The sequence below is a fragment of the Paenibacillus radicis (ex Gao et al. 2016) genome (genome assembly GCF_014641555.1).
GTDB lineage: Bacteria > Bacillota > Bacilli > Paenibacillales > Paenibacillaceae > Pristimantibacillus > Pristimantibacillus radicis.
This window is the reverse complement of record NZ_BMHY01000005.1, coordinates 216,073-236,011: the sequence shown is the minus strand read 5'-3', so window position 1 is coordinate 236,011 and position 19,939 is coordinate 216,073. Positions and strand designations below refer to the sequence as shown.

The window sequence follows — 19,939 nt, the reverse complement described above, 5'->3', positions numbered from 1 at the left end:
GCCGGGTTCTTTTTCTTTCTCCTCATGATACCGGTTTGCAGTACAAAAAACCGCTCATAAAATGAGCGGCCCCAATTATTACATCGTTTTGATTTTATCCATTATCTTAGTTATGTTATTTTTTCTGACCGCAGCATTTTTATAATGACTGATTCCGTTTATTAGCTTCGATTTGTCAGGATAGGGCAGGCTGTTAAAAATCTCGAATGCTTCATGGTCATTCTCGAATGCTTCTTTAAAATCCTCAGGCAATCTTATATCAACTTGTCTGTCCTTATAAAGCTCATCAACAAACAGCTCAACATAATGCTTAATTTCCCCTGCCGGCGTATAGCTTTCCAACACACCAAACTCCGGATCATAGAAAATACCGTCGTAGTACAGCACACTATGCCCATACGTCGGAAATTCAACCCCTAATAAACATAACAAAGGAAGCTCATCAAAACTTTCGACCTTACGCCAGCTCAAGTAATCGATGTTGTATTTTTTTAATGCCTTATAAAAGTAGGAAAAACCAGGACCTTTCTTATCCTTCAACGTCATCATCGCTTCTTCAATCGGAATTCGGGCAACCATTGCTAGACAAGCTTCTTCACAAGTATAGAAATCAGGCTGCGGTACATAAGAAATGGAAAAGGAATGAATAGGTGAACACCTCGGCTTTTCACACTTAGTAGTCAACGTAATTGAAGCAGATACTAATCTTTTCTATTCGTTAATTGGCATTCATTTCCTTCCTGCCACCAAAGTGAATGTTTTCGGTATACCCTTATCGAACACCTCGGAAGAAAGATTAGGCAGCTCCTCCAGTATCTCGATAGTCAAGCCTTCACTCGCAATAGCTGTAATGATTTCCCCAAGCGTCCAATTACGCAAATAAACCTTGTGAGCAGCTTCATCAATATTTTCCGAGTTTAAATACTTAGAATGGGATACCTCTTTTTCTATGAGCGAAGTATCGAAGTAGTTGCCTGTCACCTTATGCTTCCTGATGTTTGCAGTTGTTCCCTTCGAGGTGATTAGTTTAGTCGATACCGGGTGAAAATCTTGCAGAATCATCCTTCCGCCATTATCAAGAAGACGATGAATCACCTGAAATAGAGGTTGCAAATCCATAAAATAATGAAGAATGCCATACTCCATAAATACAAAGTCATATTGATTCGCTAATTCGTCTAAGGGCAACTGCAGTACATCGGCTACGATGTATTTCAATCCAACCCCTGCCTGATTAGCTAACTCCGTGGCATACCGCTCGTTGTCGGATGAAAAATCGACTACGGTCATTTTTGCTCCTAGAAGTGCCAAAGCTACTGCCTTATTTCCATTGGAGCCAAGCAAATTAATGACTCTCTTTCCCTCTATATTCTCACCCATGAATTTGAATGCGGTGCCGATCCTCTTTACGGAATCTTGCTTTATTTTGACAATTGCTTCCTGCGGCATTCCGAACCGGTTCACCCATGATTGGTAGGTATTATTGTTCCATGCGTTCTTATTTTGTTGTCCAGATTTCACTAATTAAACCCCCTTATCTTCTCAGGGTTTAATGTCTCAAGCTCTGCAATTACAAAGTAACCATTTTCTCTAATTAAGACGTCATCAAACCATAGCTGCCCGCCGCCGTATTCCTCGCGCTGATTACAAACGATATCCCAATGGATAGAGGACAGGTTGGAATTGTCAGCCTGAACAGCGGCGCTCCCGATGGCCAAATGAATCGAACCCCAAATTTTTTCGTCAAACAAAATATCGCCCACCGGCTTCTCTATATAAGGGTTAAGTCCGATACCAAATTCACCAATATACCGGGCTCCCTCATCAACCTCCAGTATCTCCAGCAGCTTTGCCGTGTCATTGGCTGTTGCATCGATAATTTGCCCGTGCTCAAAAGTTAGTACGATATCGTCAAATAACGTCCCTCTAAAATGAACGGGCGTATTAAATGAGATACATCCATTAATGGAGTGCTTGATTGGCACGCTATAAACCTCGCCGTCCGGGAGATTTTGCAGTCCAGCATCCTTTCTGACAGGCATCCCTTTAATCGACATCGTAAGGTCCGTACCATTCCCTGTAATTCTAACTTTGTCTGTGCGGCTTAGAAGACTGACCAAAGCATCCATCTGCTGGGACAAATGTGAATAATCCAAATTGCACACGTTAAAATACAGATCCTCAAACGCTTCAGTCGGCATCTTGGCTAGCTGCGCCGCTGCGGCGCTCGGATAGCTTAAAATGCACCATTTTGTTTTCGCCCATCTGGGCTCGTGAACATGGTGATAGTATACCTTCCAATATTGATCCAGCTTCTCCGGAGCAATATCCGATAATTCACTGCCATTCTCATTAGCTCTAATGAGCACATAGGCATCCATATCATCCATCCTGACAAAATCATAGGCCGCTAATCGCTCTAATTGTTCCAATGAGCTATGCATCAATTGTGTGCGAAGAATGCTTTGATCCGTGAATACGACAAATGGATAGGCTTCTGCACGATAAGCCTCTCGCACAATGGCTTGGGCTAATACGTTGTCGTGGCCCTCTACTTCAATTAACAGCTTCTCTCCCTTTTGCAGACTAACAGAGTAGGCAACAACGTTTCTGGCAAGCTGCTCTATTCTTGAATCTTTCATGAGAATTCCCCCCAGGATGTCTAATTTATAGGATTAGACACCGCAGGCGGTCAAAAGGCCACATACAGTAAAAAAAATAAAAAAGAGCTGCTCAATAAGCAGCTCCGAATAAAATTACTGAATCGTACTGAGATTGGCCTTGCGGGCCTCATTGCGGAAAAACCGGATAAATTTCCGGTGAATGCCCGGAAACAGAATAAAGAAAATATCCATCGTTCGCCGGAGAGGCAGCGGACATACCATTAATTGATTGCGCTCTATCCCCTTTAAGGCAATACGGGCAAACTGCTCGGGGCTCATCATTTTTCTCGTCTTCATTTGCTCGCCTATTTTCGCTTTGTCCATGTTGATTCCCTCACCGTTTGAGAAGATTGGCGTATTCACAAAGGTTGGACACAAGGCGCTCACCTTGACTCCGAATGTTTCCGCCTCATAGTGGAGAGAGGTAGTCAACCCTACAATGGCATGCTTGGTGGTAGCGTATGCAGCAGCCGTTGGCGACGGGCCAAGCCCTGCAACGGAAGCTGTATTGGCAATATGGCCAAAGCCTTGCTTTTTCATTAGGGGATATGCCGCCTGAATGCCATGAATAACGCCCCATAGATTGAGATTAACAATTCTCTCCCAATGCTCCCGCGACATATCATACAGCTCGCCGTACATCGCGATCCCTGCATTATTAAACAGATAATCCAATCTCCCGTGCTTCTCATACACGCTGTTGACTACCGCTTCTACCTGATCCGCATCCGTTACATCCAGTCTGACGAACTTCGCTCTCCCGCCAGTCTTTTCAATAGCATCAATCGTCTGCTTGCCGCCCGGCTCATCGATGTCTGCAATCACCACAAAAACTTGCCGGCCCGCCAGCTGACTGGCAATGGCTTGACCGATACCCGATGCACCGCCTGTTACTATTGCAACTTGATACTCATCATTCAATCTGCTCACATCCTTATTCGTCGTTAGATGTCATTAGAACAATTAGTACGATCGTTCTAATTTTGGTAAATGGAACTCTTATTTTTTAAGAATTCCGCCTAGGAAGATGGTTACGCTTTGCTGGAACATACGATGCAGGGTGTCATAATCCATTGTGAAGATGTGCTGGCATAACGCGCCCAGCCAATTTCCGAACAGGAACGTTGTCGTCTGCAAATCTTCAATGACAAACTCACCGTTGTCTATTCCATATTGGAACACAGCCTCGTAAGCTCTCATTGGCGTTTCTACGAGATCGTACAGCTGCTTAAGCGTTTGCGGATCGGCTGCCGGATTCGTCATTAATTCCTGCAAAACCTTGAGCAGCGGCGTTTTATAGTTGTCGAGCACAAAAGCAGCTACCGCATACAGCTTTGCCGTCGCGGTCTCATAGTTCGGCGAGATTGCATCCCATTTATCGCCCCATACCCGCATTGTATCTTGAGCAATCGTCATAAACAGCTTTTCTTTATTCTCGAAATGGTAATACACATGGCCTTTGCTAAAGCCTGATTCCTTCGATATATCGGAAATTGACGTGCCTGCAAAGCCTTTTTGCGAAAAAAGTTGCGCTGCTTTCTCCGCGATTATTTTCCTCGTCTGGTCACTGTCATAATGTCGTTTCATCATTTGCCATCCTTTTGAACGATCGTTCTATTCTTATCATAATAGATTAGAATCCCATATACAATACAATCAAAAAATTGTTCACACAATGTGACAAGAATGTAACCTTGCATCGCCGGATTGTCATCACAATCAAGCGACCCTCTCTCGGCTGTCGCCTACAATTAACCTATACAACCGACATAAAGGAGAGGATTTATAATGAACGAAAATAAAAAAGGAACCCGCCACAGATATCGCATTCTAGCTGCCGTTCTGGCACTAAGCATTGCAGGGGAAGCGTACGCACAGATTCTGCCTTCCTCCTATGCACTCGCTTCCGGGAACCAGCCTGCAGCCGCCGCCGTTAAAGCTGCTCTAACGAATGGACCGCAAGATGCCAAGGAGCTTGAAGCTTTCCTTGATGCTTTCTTCGCACAGGATGCGGTCAAGCAAAAAGCAGGAGCCGCTGCGATTTCCGTCGTACGTGACGGCAAAGTGCTCGTCTCCAAAGGCTACGGCGTAGTCGATCAAACGTCCAAAGCTCAGGTAGACGACAGCCAGACGATCTTCCGGGTGGCCTCCGTCTCTAAGGTATTCACGGTAGCTGCCGCAATGCAGCTCGTTGAACAAGGAAAAATTTCGCTTCAGGACAATGTGGAAAAATATCTGGACGGCTATAAAATAAAGAACCCATTCGGCAAGCCCGTCACCGTCGAGCAGCTGCTCACCCATACAACAGGCTTTGAATCGACGCAGCCTTCCGATGCCAGCTATGTGTTCGATCCTTCCGTTAAGCCTGTCTCGTTGAAGGACAGCATTTTCGATGCATTCCCGTCGGTCATCCGCGAGCCTGGCTCCTCCTATATGTACGATAACTTTGCAACGAGACTGCTTGGCTATATCGTTCAGCAAGCAAGCGGAGAATCCTTCGGAAGCTACATTGAGGAGCATATTACGAAGCCGCTTGGCATGACCTCCAGCAGCTTCACGCTGAATGCCGAGCTGGCTGAACGGATGGCAATCTCTTATGACCCAGGGAATAATGCTATACCGTCCTATAACCTGTCGCCACGCGAATGGCCAGAGGGAAGTATGATCTCCACAGCCTCCGATATGGCGCTGTTTATGAAAGCTTTTCTGAACGGCGGGCGTTCAGCTGACGGCAAGGCGATCCTTTCGCCGGAATCCGTGAAAGCCATGTCCACCTATCATGTGTCCATCCATCCGGAATTTCCGGACATGACCTATGGCTTTGAATCGCCGATTGAACCGTCCCAAACGCACAGTGAAAAGGTTATCTCCAAGGGCGGCGATATTATCGGCTTCAGTTCACTCTTGTGGATGCTGCCTGACCGGAAAACCGGCGTCTTCCTCACCTACAATGCCAATTCCGATTTGCGGAATGATCTGTTCACCGCATTCATGGATCATTATTATGACAACGGCAAGAAGCCTTATGAACAAGCAGGCTTTAAGCCGCAGTCGAAGGCGGAGCTCGCAAAGTTTGAAGGCCTGTACTCCGATTTGCGGGTGAAGTTTCTAACCAAAGTTGAAGCAACAGGCGACGGCACTCTGACGGTCAGCGATGTGAGCAGCCGCAATCAGCTGAAGCAAGTCGGCGATCTGTTGTTTGTAGACGAGGCTGGCAAGCCGCTGGCTTTCAAGAAGGATGCCAACGGCCGCATCACCGACCTTAAGTACTTAAATCTATTCAGCTATGCGGTCAAATTGCAGGAGGTTCAAGGCAGCTACCCGGATATCGCAGTTGACCATCCGTATGCCTCCTACATTTTCGCGCTGAAATCATTAGCCATCTTGAAGGATGATCCGGCCAAACCGTTTGAGCCGCAGAAATCCGTCACGCGCGGAGCCTTCGTCCAAACCTTCAACGCACTATGGGGCATCCAGCCGTCTGCGAACCCGTCCTCGTTCACAGACATTGACAATTCGGAGTATCGCGGAGACATTCAAGCCGCTCACGAGTCCGGTTTGCTATTGGGTATGGGAGACGGCTTATTCGAGCCGGAACGTCCAATTCGCCGTGAGGAAGCCGCCCTTGTCGCCTTCCGTTTGCTGGCGGGCAATGAGATCCGGTTGCCGGTTACCACTGCTATATTGGTGCCTGGAACTTCGGATTGGGCAGTGGAGGCTGTTAGCTCCGCTGTTAGCTGGAAGCTGCATGGACCGGAAGTAACCCAATCGAACGGTATGGTCGATTTTGGCTCGCAGCGGGACTTGAACAAGCAGGAGCTGGCCGCATTCTTATTCACGATGCTGCTGCCCGCTGAATAGGATGAATGAGAAGAGGGGGAAGCTGCGGTTGCGGCTTCCTTCTTTTATTTTGAAAATAACATCTTCAATCTTATAATGAAAGTAGATGAAATGGCAGCCGAGAGGAGGGCTTGACGTTAATGGATATGAACATTTTTATTATCGAGGACGACCCCGCCATATTCCGCTCCTTGAAGGAGCGATTGGAACAGTGGTCCTTTCATGTCTCCGGACCGGACAGGTTTGATGATGTGATGACTGCATTCATAGCCGCACAGCCCCAACTGGTCATTATCGATATCCAGCTTCCGATGTACGACGGCTTTCACTGGTGCCGCGAAATTCGCGCCTTCTCGAAGGTGCCGATTCTGTTCCTGTCATCACGCGATCATCCGATGGATATGGTGATGGCGATGAACATGGGAGCTGATGACTACATTCAGAAGCCGTTCCATATGGACGTGCTGATGGCGCGGATTCAAGCGATCCTGCGCAGAGCTTATGCATACGGAGACGAAGCGGCTGAGCTCGTCGAATGGAATGGCGCCATCCTCGATATGAACCGCGGTCTGATCCGCAAGGACGGACAAGAGGTCATGCTGACGAAAAATGAATTTTACATACTCGTTGTGCTCGTTAAAGCGAAGGATACCGTCATCTCACGCCATGATTTAATTAGCAAGCTGTGGGATGATGAGCGCTTCGTCAATGACAATACGCTGACAGCGAACATTACCCGGCTGCGCCAGAAGCTGACAGCAATCCATTTGGAGGAAGCGATCGTCACGAAAAAAGGGCTCGGCTACATGGCTGCTACGCTATAAGGGGGAAAATAACTTGCTGCTCCGTTATCTAGCCGACCGAATCAGCTGGATTCTATACTTTCTGCTTTCCTTGCTATTCGTCAACCTGCTGATCTGGCTCGACAACGGCATCGCCGTCCGGGCAGAATCGGTGCTTTATTTGAACGCGCTGCTCTTGCTGTCCATGATCGTCTTCCTTGGCTGGCGTTATCGCATCGAGACGAACTATTCACGTTCACTTGCCAATCTGGCCGAGGACATTGCAGAGGATTGGATAGATGCCCTGCCACCCACCCGCTTCCATCATGAAGCGGCTGCTCATCAGCTGCTGCTGGCTGCAGGGGAGCTGCACCGGCAAAAGCTGTCGGAGAGCCGTGCTGCGCAAACGGTGGAGCAAGAGAACGTAGCCGCCTGGGTGCATGAGGTAAAGGCACCGCTTACTGCGATGAAATTAACGATTGATGCCAATAGAAGCAACCCGGTTATTCGCAAAATCGAATCGGAATGGCTGCGGATTCATCTGCTGATCGACCAGCAGCTCTATATTTCGCGATTGCCGTCGCTGGAGGCGGATTTTGTGCTGGAGAAAGCGGGCATTCAGCAGCTTGTCTCGCTGGAGGTGCGCGAGATGGCCGCCTGGTGCATGGAGAAAAATATAGCCGTCGAGTTTGACGGAGACGAGACTTATGTGTCAACAGACCGCAAGTGGTGCCGTTTCGTCATCCGGCAATTGCTGACCAATGCGATCAAGTACAGCCCCGAGGGCGCGGTCATTCTATTGACGACGTCCGTCTCGCCTGACGGTTACGTCCGGATTACGATGAAAGACGAAGGGCCGGGCATTGCCGACCATGACCTGCCGCGCATTTTCGATAAAGGCTTTACCGGCGACAACGGCAGGCTGCAAAATGCAGCGACTGGACTCGGGCTTTATCTGGCCCAGACGATAGGCCGAAAAATCGGCATACATCTGGCCGTGAGGTCCAAGCTGCATGAAGGAACGGAGATGGATATGATGTTCACCGCGCCAAACCGGTTCGAGGAAGTTCAGGTCTAAATCAAATCATTGCGTCTATGACAATAATGTCACCTTAGATCTCCCGCTTGTCATCTATTGCGAGCGACGGGCATGATCGAATTCTTTAAACTGAGGATAGATTAGAGCGGGAGGCTAAATAGATGAATACAAACGATATGCAAAAAACGGTGCTGCATGCACAGCAAGTCCGTAAATCATACGGCTATAGAGGCAATGTCCAGCAGGTGCTGAAGGGTATCGACCTGCGCGTGATGGAAGGCGAATTTGTCGGCATCATGGGTCCCTCCGGATCAGGAAAGTCGACCTTGATCAACGTACTGGCAACGATCGATAAAGCAACAGAAGGAAAAATCATCGTCGAGAATTCGGATATCTCTGCCATGAAGAACGCCCAACTTGCCGTGTTCCGGCGGAACCGCCTTGGCTTCATCTTTCAGGATTACAATCTGCTGGACACATTGACGGTCAAAGAGAACGTCATGCTACCTGTCTCGCTCGGCAAGTCGGGCCGGGTAACCGTGGAAACCGATTTTCAACAGATTGCTTCACAGCTTGGCATCTTGGAAATTGCCCATAAGTATCCGCATGAAATTTCCGGCGGCCAGCGGCAGCGGACATCCGCAGCGCGGGCATTGATCCATAAGCCTGCTATTATTTTTGCGGACGAGCCGACAGGCGCTCTGGACTCGAAAGCAGCCTCCTCGCTGCTGGGCATGATGGAGGAAATGAATCAGCGGCAGCGCGTTACGATCATGATGGTTACGCATGATCCGGTCGCCTCCAGCTATTGCAGCCGTGTCGTATTTTTGAAGGATGGCATGCTGTATTCCGAGCTGTACCGCGGCAGCAAAACGCGCCAGGCTTTCTTCAAGGACATTATGAATGTACAGGCAGTGCTCGGGGGTGACAGCGTTGACGTTGTTTGAGTTAGCCATCCGGAGCATGCGCAAAAACATGAAGCAATACTATCTGTACTTCTTCGCTCTGATGATGAGCGCAACCTTGTACTTCGTGTTCGCCGCCTTGCAGAATGATGCAGCCATCCTGACAGCAACCTTCGGCGATGTCCAATTTGCCTCACTGTTCAAGGCTTCCGGATTTCTGCTGCTGGGCATCGCCGCTATCTTCATGCTGTATGCGAACAGCATCTTCCTAAAGCGCCGCAGCAGAGAGATCGGTTTGTATCAGCTTATCGGCCTGACGCAGAATAAAGTGTCGCTGCTGCTCATTATCGAGAATATGCTACTCGGATTAGGAGCACTATTAATAGGAATTGGTGCCGGTGCGCTTATGTCGCGGCTATTCCTGCTTATTCTGATGAAGCTGATCGGCATCCAAGGCGTTATTACACTTACCTTTTCGTCCGAGGCAGCCGTTCAAACCGCCTATGTATTCGCTGCATTAATCGGGCTTACCATTATTCAAATGCTGTCAAAGGTATACCGGACAACGCTGCTTGATCTGTTCAAGGCTGAACGGCAGAGCGATCATCCCAAACAGCCTAATCAGATTCTGTCTGCCGTAATCGGGCTTATCGGCATCGCGTTAATCGCGACTGGCTACACGGTCGCCGGCAAGCTGTCCGGGGCTCAGCTGCCTATGCAAATTTTGATCATACTCGTCAGCACCATTTTTGGCACTTATCTGCTGTTCCGCGTCACGATCGGCTGGTTGTTCTACCGGTATAGACGGGGCAAGAACGGCCAGCTCGGGTTGACCAACAGCTTGTCGCTGGCTCCGATTATGCACCGGCTGAAGGCGAATGCGAATTCGCTCACCCTCATCACCATCCTGTCTGCCGTGACGCTGACGATGGTGGCCATTGCCTATTCGCTGTACTATTCCTCAGAGACGGAAGCCCGGGCTATGCTGCCGTACGACTTTATCCTCGAGAATAACAGGCAAGAGGCCGCCGCCTTCCGTACTGAACTGGAAAAAGCGGGGATTGGCTTTAACCAAGTAAACATTGAAGCGGTCGGTCTCAAAGGCACCTTCGGCAATGAAACGAATGGGAAAAGCCGAAGCGTCCTGCTGCTTCCTGCCGAAAAGCTGCAGAAGAATGATATCGACGTGCCGCAGCCAGGCACCGCAGTATGGTACAAAGGACAGCGGAATGCATTGGAGCAAGAGACGGATACGGCTGCTTTTCCGCTAACGATCTCGTCGGAAGGTAGCAAGCTACAGCTCGATATTCAAGTTGCGAAAACCTTAGATCGTTACGCGATGAACTACAGCTTGAGCGGCCGTCAGCTAGTCGTGTCAGCAGCGACGCTGCAATCGATTCGCGAGCAGCTAGCCTTGCACGGGGAGCAAGCGATTGTCGATATTGATGCGTATCACATTATGGCTAAGAGCGATTACGCAGCGGCATCCGAATTGTATGCCAAGCATGTAAAAGCCGAGGCGTCTATGCCTGACTACTATTCGTATTCCAGAGATTCGCTCCAGAAGTTTGGACTGATTATTTTCACAGCGGGCTTTCTCGGCCTTATTTTCTTAATCGCAACCGGCAGTATTCTCTACTTCAAACAGATGACAGAAGCGGAGCAGGAGAAGAAGAGCTATACAATTCTGCGACAACTTGGATTTGGCGAGCGTGAAATCATGGGCGGCATTCTCCGTAAACAGCTGTTCGTGTTCGCGATTCCGCTGGCGATCGGCATTGTTCATTCGATCTTTGCCATCAAGACTGCCTCTGCGCTGACGCTGTCGGACATTACTTTCCCGGCTGCTGTCGCCATAGCCTTCTATACGCTTGTATACTTCCTGTTTGCCGCTCTTACCGTAGGGTATTACCGCCGAATTGTGGCGGCTGCTTTATAGAATTACGACAACGATATGCGAAAGGATCTCAAACCCCTCGTTTCAGAGGAATTTGAGATCCTTTTTAGAACAATCAACATTTATTGCAGACTTGTGGCAGCCTCGATTAACCGTTCCTTCGTCATGCTGGCGGAATCGGACTCTACATGATAGACGATTGTTTGGTCTTCTTCCTCTTCAATCCACATAATGCCTTGAAATACGTTGCTGTCCCCGTACAAAGATTGGTCGTTTTTCGTATAATGCGCTTTCTGCCCGTTCAAATCAAGCTGAACATATTCCGTATCAGGCGAACTGATTCCTTCAAGCTTTATAGAAGAGCCCTTTAAAACTCCCCAGCTGATATAGATCGCTTCGCCGTTTGCATTACGATAGACGGAGGTGTAGTAAGATTGCGGAATATCAACAGGAGGAGCCGTTAAACGCCATAGCGGCCGGTTGTCTTCTCCCTTCTTGTTCTCCGTTTTCATCTCGTCCTGCAGCTCGATCGCATCTAGCCCCATCATGAAATGAAAGGGACTATTCAAGGTTCCTGCCTGGAATGGATACGTTCCTCCGAGCAAGGAATCGGGCAGCGGTTCTGCTATGCTGCTCTTCTCCAATACTTGCTTCCACTGCTGTATATCCGTCATATATGCCGGATTTGTCACACCCAGCGGCGGCAGTTCCCCGTTAAACTTTGCGGCCAGTTCGGGCAGATAGACGACTGCCGTTTCCCCTGGTGCGAGCTCCGCTTGAACCTCCTGAAGCGAAGCTCTTACCTTCTCTAGCGTTTCCTGATTGAGACGAAACGCTTCGTTCGTTTGCATGTGAATCGCATAACGGCCTTTCGAATCCGAGAACAGAAATTTGTTGCCGGCGTAGGCGAATCCGCTTAGGACCGCAACCACTACAACGATAATGGCCACTTTCGGCAGACTCCATTTTCTCTTCATGAACGAATCTCCCCTTTTATCCATCCTCAGCCGTCTGTATTCCGCCATGATTCGGGCATCCAGCGAAGGAGGACATTCGATTGCGGATTCGTTGCGCTTGAATGCTTCGGCCAATTGCCGTTCAATAGACATAGCCATTCCTCTCCTTTCCGCCGTGCTTCTCCTCGTATCGGCGGCGTAATTGCTTCAGAGCATGATGATGTCTCGATTTGACCGTACCTAGCGGGATGTTCAGTATGCCCGCAATCTCTTCAAGCGAACAATCTTGATAATACCGAAGAACGACGATCTCCTTCGCTTTGTAAGGAAGCGTTCTTAGAAGCGGCAGCAGCTCCATGCGGTCGCCAACCGCAGACAGCCGGGCCTCCGACTCCAAGTCGAGCGATTCAGCTTTCGACCCGCGCAGCTTCTCCTCAATTCGGAATAGCCTCCAGCCTTTTCTTTTCCAATTCCTCACTTGTCTTACGATTAAACCATTAAACCACGCTGTAAAAGGCTGCTCCGGCCGGTACTTGTCCGCGCTTCTCAGCAACTCGATGTATACTTCGCTCATGATGTCTCCTGCGTCTTGCTTACGTGGAGAGAGATAATAGATCAGCCCATAGGCATGATTGCGCGTCGCTTCGTAAACCGTCCGAAAAGCCTCCTCATCGCCCTGGCTCATCCGGATAAGCCATGGACTCCAATCGATATCCTTCATAGGACCGGCCTCCATTCAGGTGTTACATGAGCTATTGGCTCGTTTGCTGAAAAAGGTTCAATTCAGCGCATTTGTAATTTGTTATTCATCAACCGTTCATTTTTGATTCCTACTATTAGATATAGAAACAAGGGAGGGATTAAGATGTATCTGGCACTGAGGGAAATAAGATTTGCCAAAACCCGATATGTAATGATCATACTGATCATGCTGCTCATTTCTTTTCTGGTCTTATTCGTAACCGGCTTGGCCAAAGGACTGGCTTATGCCAATGCCTCATCAATCAAAAATATGGCCGCAAGCCATTTCATACTGCAAAAGGATTCGGATCATCGTTTTGGGCGATCACAGTTAACAGAGGATACATTGACTGCTGCGCAGCAGGTCGCAGGCGATGACAACGCAACTCCGATAAATCTCCGTATGGCCACGGTGACGGAACAGGGCCTCAGCCTCAAATCCGACGTGACATTGTTCGCGATTGATATGGCAAGCTGGCTTGCCCCGAAAGTAATCGAAGGGCAAACCATAACGAATGATACACAAGGCCAAGTGCTCGTGGACCGCAAGCTTAAAGAGGCTGGCATTAAAGTCGGCAGCGTTCTCGTGGATCAAATGACCGGAGCGAGCTGGACGGTGAGCGGATTCGTCGCCAACGAATCTTACAGCCATACGCCAAGCATATTTATGAATGAAAAGGATTGGCTGCAGCTGCAGTCCTTTACCCCTGTGAAGGGGCAGAACGCCTCGGACAAATCGTATAATGCGATCGCCTTAAAAGCAACCGGAGAGCAGCTGGCGCAGCTGCGTGCTGAACTGGCGGACACCGATATCATTTCCAAGTCGGATACTGTATCCGCCGTCCCGGGCTATAAGGAAGAGCAAGGCTCGCTTCTGATGATGATTGCTTTTCTGTATGTCATATCCGCCATGGTGCTTGCCGTCTTCTTCTTCGTCATCACGATACAGAAGATGAGCCAATTCGGCATTCTGAAAGCGATTGGGGCAAAAACAGGCTATCTGGCGCGTAATGTCGTCGGTCAAGTATTGCTTCTCTCGATTGGCAGCTTAGCGGTTAGTCTTGGACTTATTCGCATCGTGTATGCGGTGCTGCCAGCTTCCATGCCATTCCAGCTGGATTCGTCGACCGTACTGCTTTCTTGCTCGCTGTTCATCGTGACGGCTGTTCTTGGATCATTGCTTTCCGTATACAAGGTTTCTCGGACCGATGCATTAGATGCAATAGGGAGGACTGCAGCATGAAGCCATTGCTAAAAATAGATGAAGTAACGCGTACGTTTCACGACGGCGACTCTGAAATAACGGTGCTGAATAAGCTGTCCCTTCAAGTTGGCGCAGGTGAGCTTGTAGCTGTAATGGGGCCATCTGGCTCGGGCAAGAGTACGTTTCTCTCCATTGCCGGCGCTTTGCTTACCCCCACTAGCGGGGAGGTCACCATCGATGGCGTATCTTTAGCGGGGATGGGAGGCCAGGAGCTTGCGGAGCTTCGACTTAAGCGGATTGGATTTATTTTTCAAAGCGCAAACTTGATTCCTTATTTGAAAGTCGAAGAACAGCTGCTGTTCGTTGCCCAGTTGGCGGGAATGGATTCCGGTAAAGCTTCTAAACGTGCAGCCTCATTACTTGAGCGCATGGGGCTCAAGCATCGGCAAAACTACTATCCGGACAAATTATCCGGCGGTGAAAAACAGCGTGTAGCCATTGCGCGGGCGTGGATGAACAGCCCTTCGATTTTATTCGCGGATGAGCCTACGGCTAGCCTTGATGCGGAACGCGGACAGGACGTCGTCCGGATGATCGCCGAGGAGGTTAAAGCGGAAGGCAAAGCCGCTGTCATGGTTACCCACGACGAGCGGGTCCTGCCGCTATGTGATCGTGTATTGTATTTGAAAAATGGAGCTTTGGTGGAAGCGTGACTGTAATCGTTATCGGTTGTGCTTCGGCCTAGGATACCTGCTAATGCCTAATTAAGGCCCCTTTTCGAAAGGGGCTTTTTGCTTTTGGGGGACGCGGAAAGTTAGTGAGTAGATAACCATACGCGGGCCTTTGGCGATTGGTAAGAAACTTCGCTATTACGTCGAACATTTCTCTATCCCCTCGCCGTATTCGTTGAAAAAGCAACTTTAAGGCTGTTTCTTCACAACAGCGGAAATCCATTTCCGCATTGAGAAAAAACTGCACGTATTGGGGGCAAAACGCCCCAAAATCGCTCCAACCAGCCAAAATGAAAGAAATAAGGGTAGTTAACTACGAAAAAAAGTTGAGTTACCAGGTGGTTGAGATAGTTGCGTGGACGGATGTGACAATATCCGCAAGAAAAAGGAGCCGATCACCGGCTCCTTTTTCCAATATAGCGGCTTAACGGCCACCCTTATTTGACGATTGGCTCAACCTCGCCGCTCAGATAATATTGCGCCTCGAAAGATTGCGAAGCAGAGCGGATAGCACCAGCTGCCCAATGGGAAGCCGGTACGTCAGACCAAGCAGGTCCTCCCTCCGCAAGCTGCGGTCGGCCTAATACGCGGTTCAGTACCGTTACAGCTTCGGCGCGCGTTACGCTCCGGCCGGGACGGAAACTGCCGTCTTCATAACCAGTTACCCAACCCTCCCGCTCGGCGGCGGCAATCTCAGCAGAAGCCCAGTGGGACGCTGCGTCTGAGAAGCTGGCACGCCCGGTTGCTTGCACTTCACGCCACCGTACAAGGACAGCAGCCAGCTCTGCGCGTGTCAGCTGTTCACCCGGATGGAACAGCCCGTCCGGACTGCCGTTCATCCAGCCGGCAGCTGCCGCATAAGTGATAGCTTCTGCCGCCCAGTGAGAAGCCGGCACATCGCTGAATACTACAGCATGATTGCCGCCGGCAGAATTAGTCCCTTCTGACGGAGACAGCTTCATCAATAGAGCGGCGAGCTCTGCACGCGTTACTGCACGTGCAGGGGCAAAGCTGCCATCGGCGTAGCCGTTAATATAACGTTCATACGCAACAGTCACAGGCTCAGCTTGAACTACTGCAGCACGGCCTGCATTACCGGCGGCGAACGCAATGCCTATCGCACTACCTTGCGCATCATAACGGAGCGTGCCCGGCAAAATCGACTTCGAGTCACCTCCGTTTTCCAAGTAGACGGCAAGCTTGTGCAGCGCTGCGGCATCTAGTCCTTTCGGCAAAGAAAGAAGCAGTACATTGCCGGTATCAGTCCCCTTGGTTTCTGCTGCGTTCGATGCAAACGCAATTGGAGTGCCCACAGACTTGAGCTTCAAATTATGAGAAGCGGAAGCTGCTGCTCCGTTAAGAAGCTGCTCTATATCTGCAGGCTGACGAAGTGGCTTCAGCTGTACAACCAAGTCACCGCCCCCAGGAACGGAGACACCGGCCGGTATTTCATATGAAGCTTCGCCAATATCGAAAACAACCCCAATGCCGCGGTCCTTCAGCTGCGTCAACGCCTTTGACGACAACGTGAGTTCAGCCCCGGCAATTTGCGAAGCGGACTCTCCATTGCGCACAATGCTCAGCACATTTTTCCCGCTTGCTTCCGCAAGAGCTGCTATTGCCGCCGCATCGTTCAGCTTCAAATCGTATTGGACGGTTCCATCCGGGCTGCTTTTGCTAGTTTCATTCAATCCTGCGACCAGTTTGCCGTTTAATTTCGCCACAAAGACATTATTTTGTACCGTTCCACTGCCAGCCCCAGTCCCAGTCTCAGATCCGGAGGAAGCTGGTCTTTCACGCGTTACTTCAATGGTATAGTTCCGTTGCACAGAAGCAAGCTCAGCAGTTACGACAATATGAATTGTATTGACGCCGCTGTTAAGCATTACCGAAGCTGATACGCCGGCAGCAAGCGGATTGCCGTTTACAGCAACTGCACCGGTCCCGTCAACCGCCCCGGCTGTTAGCGTGATCGATTCCACATTGCTATCGACGCGCAGCGAATAATGCAACTGCTCAGGACTATAAGCCGGTGAAATCGAAAGCTCCTGACCAGCATTTGATACGGCAAGTGCAGCGAGCGCGGTGTTCGTCCTCCGGATATTGTCAATTTCAATCGTTTCAATCGCTTCGTTGCCAGCAATATCACGAACGTAAACCGTGTACGTTCCGTTCGCCGTCACATCAAATCGCTTGTCTTCCGTAATATCTTTACTTAATCCTTCACGGAAAAATCCAACCGGGAGCTCTCCCGCCGCCCATCGGATCACAGCAATTCTATTGCCGTCACCTACGGCAGACGCCTCTACCGATACGGCAACCTTATTGCCAGTCGGCTCCGTCGTCTCGGGACTTAGCAGCAGCGCCGGCTTATCACGCATAATGTTCGTCACACTGATCTGCCGAACCGTTTCGTTGCCGACATTGTCAAAAGCAATGACGGTGTACGTCCCGTTCGCTTCTGCTGTAAACGCTCCGTCCTCAACCTCGCTGGACGGCCATGGCATGTCCGGAGACGGCTCTACTGCAGACCAGCGAACACCTTGCAGTCCGCTGTCGGCATCCTCCGCCTCCACCGTTATCGTCACGTAGTCATTTGTCGGTACCGTCACGTCGGGTGTCAGCGTCAGTGTTGGCGCTGTGCGGTCAATATAAGAAATATCGATGAAGGATATCGTCTCGTTGCCGGCTGCATCCCGTGCGTACACCGAGTAGCGGCCGTTCTCATCGCCTTCAAATTCATAATCGGCAATAATATCTTGACCGCCGCCATCTGCAAAGTAGGCCATATCCTGCTCACCCTTGGACCAGCGGAGTGCAACGAGCGCATTGCCCTCATCCTCTCCCGCGACTTGCACTTCGACACCGATTATGGCGGCTTGGTTCGTCGGCTCATCAGGGAAAGAGGTCAGCGTAATCTCAGGCGCTTGTTTGAAAAGATTCGATACCGTTATCGTCGTCAGCGTATAATTGCCCACCGTATCTTCCACGTAGACGGAATATAGATTGTTCACGTTAGCTAGAAAATGATCCGTAAACGTATTTCCGTTGCCAGCTTGGAAATACGCCGCATCCTGCAAGCCTGTGGCCCATAGCTGACTGCCGATTGCGGAATCATCAACTATCGTTACTGTCACCTCAATATCAGCGTTCGTGGGTAAAGTGGTACTTGCTGTAAGCGAAACAGCTGGTGCGTCCCGGTCAATGTTGGAGACAGTTACCGGAAGCAGAGCTTCGTTGCCGATTCGATCACGGGCGTATACCGTGTATGTCCCATTGGCGCTCACATTAAAGCTGCTCGCAAACGCAGTTCCTTGTGTTGCAAAAAAAGCTGCCGTTTGCGTGCCAGACGCCCATTTTGTAAGCTCCACGCCGCTTGCCGCATCGCTAGCCGCAACCTGTACGGTCACATCCTGACGGGTAGGGCTGCCGGGCGAAAGCGAATAAGAAAGAGATGGAGCCGTATTATCAAAATTAACGGTTGAACTATCCGTAGTGTCCGTGATAATCGGTCCTGGAGCGCCCTCCTCTGTATATATGGCAGCGAACACAGGCAGCGTTCCATCAGCAACAGCGCCAGATAAGTCAAGATTCGCGCTCCAACTGGTGCCGCTTCCCGAAACCGGCAGCTCTACGCCGGCAATTTTCAGTACAGGAACTGCAACTGGAATATCGGTTTGCAGCGCAACCGTCACTCGGTTTCCGCTCTTCGCATAGACGGAATTGCCGCTATTGGAAGAAACAATAAACGATTGCACGGATGGGACCGCTCGTTCCAGCGTGTAGTCCGAAAACGTATAATTTTCAGTTTCATACCAGCCGTCATCGAAGGAAGCAAGCGCTGCCCACAATGCGTTAGGCGGAATATCCAGAGCATTCGATGCGGTCAAAACGTCGGTTCCATTTAAGGAATAACGAAAGACCGTATCGGCTATCGGGACAGTTGATAATGCAGCTTCAACTTGAAAAGAAGAAATTGTTGCCCACGCGGCGGTAGGCGGAATCGTCATGGGATCATTCGTTTGCGCGATTTGACCGAAATCACTATACGTATATACTTTATTCCAGCTATTGCGACCCCAACCGAGATCATAAAAGTTGGAAGGGGTTACCCAATCAGCCTCTGCTGGCGGAGCAGAGCTTTGCTGCACGATACCGTCATCGCTGAACGTATACTGTGTAGCCCAGCTAACGTAGACGGCATTGGAATGGGTTTCGTAGTGTGTCATAATTTGTCCTTCAAAGCTTGTGGCACCAGCGGCGCTAACCGGAGTACCACTAATTGGCCCAGCAAACGCTCCAACGATCGGGAGAAGCAGCACCATTGCTGCCAGTGTAGAAAAAATGCTTCGTTTTCTCATTTCACTTTTCCTTTCATAAATAAAATCATCTATTGCGCCCGCTTGCCTAATGTCTGCCCTACCGCTCTATTCCCCCCATATCAGCATAGGGAGTAAGCCAGTCACAACTATAGCGACAGGCGCAATATTCATCAGAACAGCTCTCCGGTAATAGCGCTTGCGGTACAACAGCCAGGAGACTGCAATCATGATGACCGTAACGTAAGGGTAGCTTTGCAGACTGTAGTAGAAAATAAGCACTGGCGGAAACCGCTCGGCGTTCGGATCGTCGAACAGCATGACGGAGAACATCGAAACGATATACCAGAGCGGAATCGTCAACATATACAGACTTTGTATGACAATATTCGCAATAAACGCAAAGCGCCTTCCCTGGAAGGGAGTATCATGCCCCGCCGTCATTCTCAACCCCCTCCTTCTCAATAGCTTCCAATAGCTAAGATTAAGGCGTATATCTGCCAAAAACTATTACCCATTTGGGGTATTTTTGCGTGCTGCATCGCCTTACTGCCTTTAAATATACGTAAAAAGGGGTATGGAGTAGAGATCGGAGTTTCTTTAATATAGGAGGTCAAAGATATTGCAGAGGAAGGAATGGAAAAGACCTTATGGAAAATTCATTAATCGCTTTGGGAGCTATGATTATATTTACAATCGCCATTTACGTTTCAACATGGCTGCAAGGACACACGATCACTCGAACATTTACAAAATGGTATTTTATTGTGATGCTGTTCGCAACCATAGTCGTAACTATTATCACCTTCATTATGAGCAGCGTCGGCTAAAGCTGCTTTCCAAAAAAAAAACGTAACGCCAT

At 49.6% G+C, this 19,939-nt stretch carries 16 protein-coding genes; 7 read left to right on the top strand and 9 right to left on the bottom strand.

Annotated elements, in window-relative coordinates:
• Positions 1-78: 78 nt before the first annotated feature.
• The 5 genes from IEX98_RS15100 to IEX98_RS15080 all read right to left on the bottom strand — a co-directional run bounded on the left by IEX98_RS15100 (position 79) and on the right by IEX98_RS15080 (position 4,253).
• On the bottom strand, positions 79-579 hold the full coding sequence (locus tag IEX98_RS15100; RefSeq protein ID WP_188890040.1) for a YdeI/OmpD-associated family protein: 501 nt from the start codon (positions 577-579) through the stop codon (positions 79-81).
• A gap of 150 nt (positions 580-729) precedes the next feature.
• Positions 730-1,521 carry a class I SAM-dependent methyltransferase gene (locus tag IEX98_RS15095; protein WP_374705351.1) on the bottom strand — a complete coding sequence of 264 codons (792 nt, stop codon included), beginning with the start codon at positions 1,519-1,521 and terminating at the stop codon, positions 730-732.
• The gene (locus IEX98_RS15090; RefSeq protein ID WP_188890038.1) at positions 1,521-2,642 is read right to left on the bottom strand and encodes an aminopeptidase; all 1,122 of its coding nucleotides are present in this window, start codon (positions 2,640-2,642) and stop codon (positions 1,521-1,523) included. The genes IEX98_RS15095 and IEX98_RS15090 overlap by 1 nt, the downstream gene beginning before the upstream one ends.
• A 114-nt stretch (positions 2,643-2,756) precedes the next feature.
• The gene (locus IEX98_RS15085; protein ID WP_188890037.1) at positions 2,757-3,584 is read right to left on the bottom strand and encodes an SDR family NAD(P)-dependent oxidoreductase; all 828 of its coding nucleotides are present in this window, start codon (positions 3,582-3,584) and stop codon (positions 2,757-2,759) included.
• Between the two features lie 78 nt (positions 3,585-3,662).
• Positions 3,663-4,253, bottom strand: coding sequence for a TetR/AcrR family transcriptional regulator (locus tag IEX98_RS15080; protein WP_188890036.1), 591 nt, complete (start codon positions 4,251-4,253; stop codon positions 3,663-3,665).
• A gap of 198 nt (positions 4,254-4,451) precedes the next feature.
• Between IEX98_RS15080 and IEX98_RS15075 the strand changes: the two genes are divergently transcribed.
• The 5 genes from IEX98_RS15075 (at position 4,452) to IEX98_RS15055 (ending at position 11,168) form a co-directional block, all read left to right on the top strand.
• Positions 4,452-6,524 carry a serine hydrolase gene (locus IEX98_RS15075; RefSeq protein WP_188890035.1) on the top strand — a complete coding sequence of 691 codons (2,073 nt, stop codon included), beginning with the start codon at positions 4,452-4,454 and terminating at the stop codon, positions 6,522-6,524.
• Positions 6,525-6,643: 119 nt separating this feature from the next.
• Positions 6,644-7,327, top strand: coding sequence for a response regulator transcription factor (locus IEX98_RS15070; RefSeq protein WP_188890034.1), 684 nt, complete (start codon positions 6,644-6,646; stop codon positions 7,325-7,327).
• A 13-nt stretch (positions 7,328-7,340) separates the two neighbouring features.
• Complete coding sequence (locus tag IEX98_RS15065) at positions 7,341-8,363, top strand: sensor histidine kinase (protein ID WP_188890033.1); 1,023 nt, start codon at positions 7,341-7,343, stop codon at positions 8,361-8,363.
• Between the two features lie 122 nt (positions 8,364-8,485).
• Complete coding sequence (locus IEX98_RS15060) at positions 8,486-9,271, top strand: ABC transporter ATP-binding protein (RefSeq protein WP_308421790.1); 786 nt, start codon at positions 8,486-8,488, stop codon at positions 9,269-9,271.
• Positions 9,249-11,168 (top strand): FtsX-like permease family protein, encoded by a 1,920-nt coding sequence (locus tag IEX98_RS15055; protein ID WP_229692198.1) that lies wholly within the window; start codon positions 9,249-9,251, stop codon positions 11,166-11,168. Before IEX98_RS15060 ends, IEX98_RS15055 begins: the two co-directional genes overlap by 23 nt.
• An 80-nt stretch (positions 11,169-11,248) precedes the next feature.
• Here the strand turns inward: IEX98_RS15055 and IEX98_RS15050 are convergent, their stop codons facing one another.
• Both IEX98_RS15050 and IEX98_RS15045 read right to left on the bottom strand, forming a co-directional pair.
• Complete coding sequence (locus IEX98_RS15050; protein ID WP_188890031.1) at positions 11,249-12,235, bottom strand: hypothetical protein; 987 nt, start codon at positions 12,233-12,235, stop codon at positions 11,249-11,251.
• Positions 12,225-12,803: a sigma-70 family RNA polymerase sigma factor gene (locus IEX98_RS15045; protein WP_188890030.1), complete on the bottom strand. Its 579-nt coding sequence runs from the start codon at positions 12,801-12,803 to the stop codon at positions 12,225-12,227. Before IEX98_RS15045 ends, IEX98_RS15050 begins: the two co-directional genes overlap by 11 nt.
• A 144-nt stretch (positions 12,804-12,947) precedes the next feature.
• Between IEX98_RS15045 and IEX98_RS15040 the strand changes: the two genes are divergently transcribed.
• Both IEX98_RS15040 and IEX98_RS15035 read left to right on the top strand, forming a co-directional pair.
• The gene (locus IEX98_RS15040) at positions 12,948-14,066 is read left to right on the top strand and encodes an ABC transporter permease (protein ID WP_188890029.1); all 1,119 of its coding nucleotides are present in this window, start codon (positions 12,948-12,950) and stop codon (positions 14,064-14,066) included.
• Entirely contained in the window at positions 14,063-14,740 is a 678-nt protein-coding gene (locus tag IEX98_RS15035; protein ID WP_188890028.1) for an ABC transporter ATP-binding protein, read from the top strand. The genes IEX98_RS15040 and IEX98_RS15035 overlap by 4 nt, the downstream gene beginning before the upstream one ends.
• A gap of 455 nt (positions 14,741-15,195) precedes the next feature.
• Here the strand turns inward: IEX98_RS15035 and IEX98_RS15030 are convergent, their stop codons facing one another.
• Both IEX98_RS15030 and IEX98_RS15025 read right to left on the bottom strand, forming a co-directional pair.
• The gene (locus tag IEX98_RS15030; RefSeq protein WP_188890027.1) at positions 15,196-19,119 is read right to left on the bottom strand and encodes an S-layer homology domain-containing protein; all 3,924 of its coding nucleotides are present in this window, start codon (positions 19,117-19,119) and stop codon (positions 15,196-15,198) included.
• Between the two features lie 66 nt (positions 19,120-19,185).
• On the bottom strand, positions 19,186-19,521 hold the full coding sequence (locus tag IEX98_RS15025; protein WP_188890026.1) for a hypothetical protein: 336 nt from the start codon (positions 19,519-19,521) through the stop codon (positions 19,186-19,188).
• Positions 19,522-19,939: the final 418 nt, after the last annotated feature.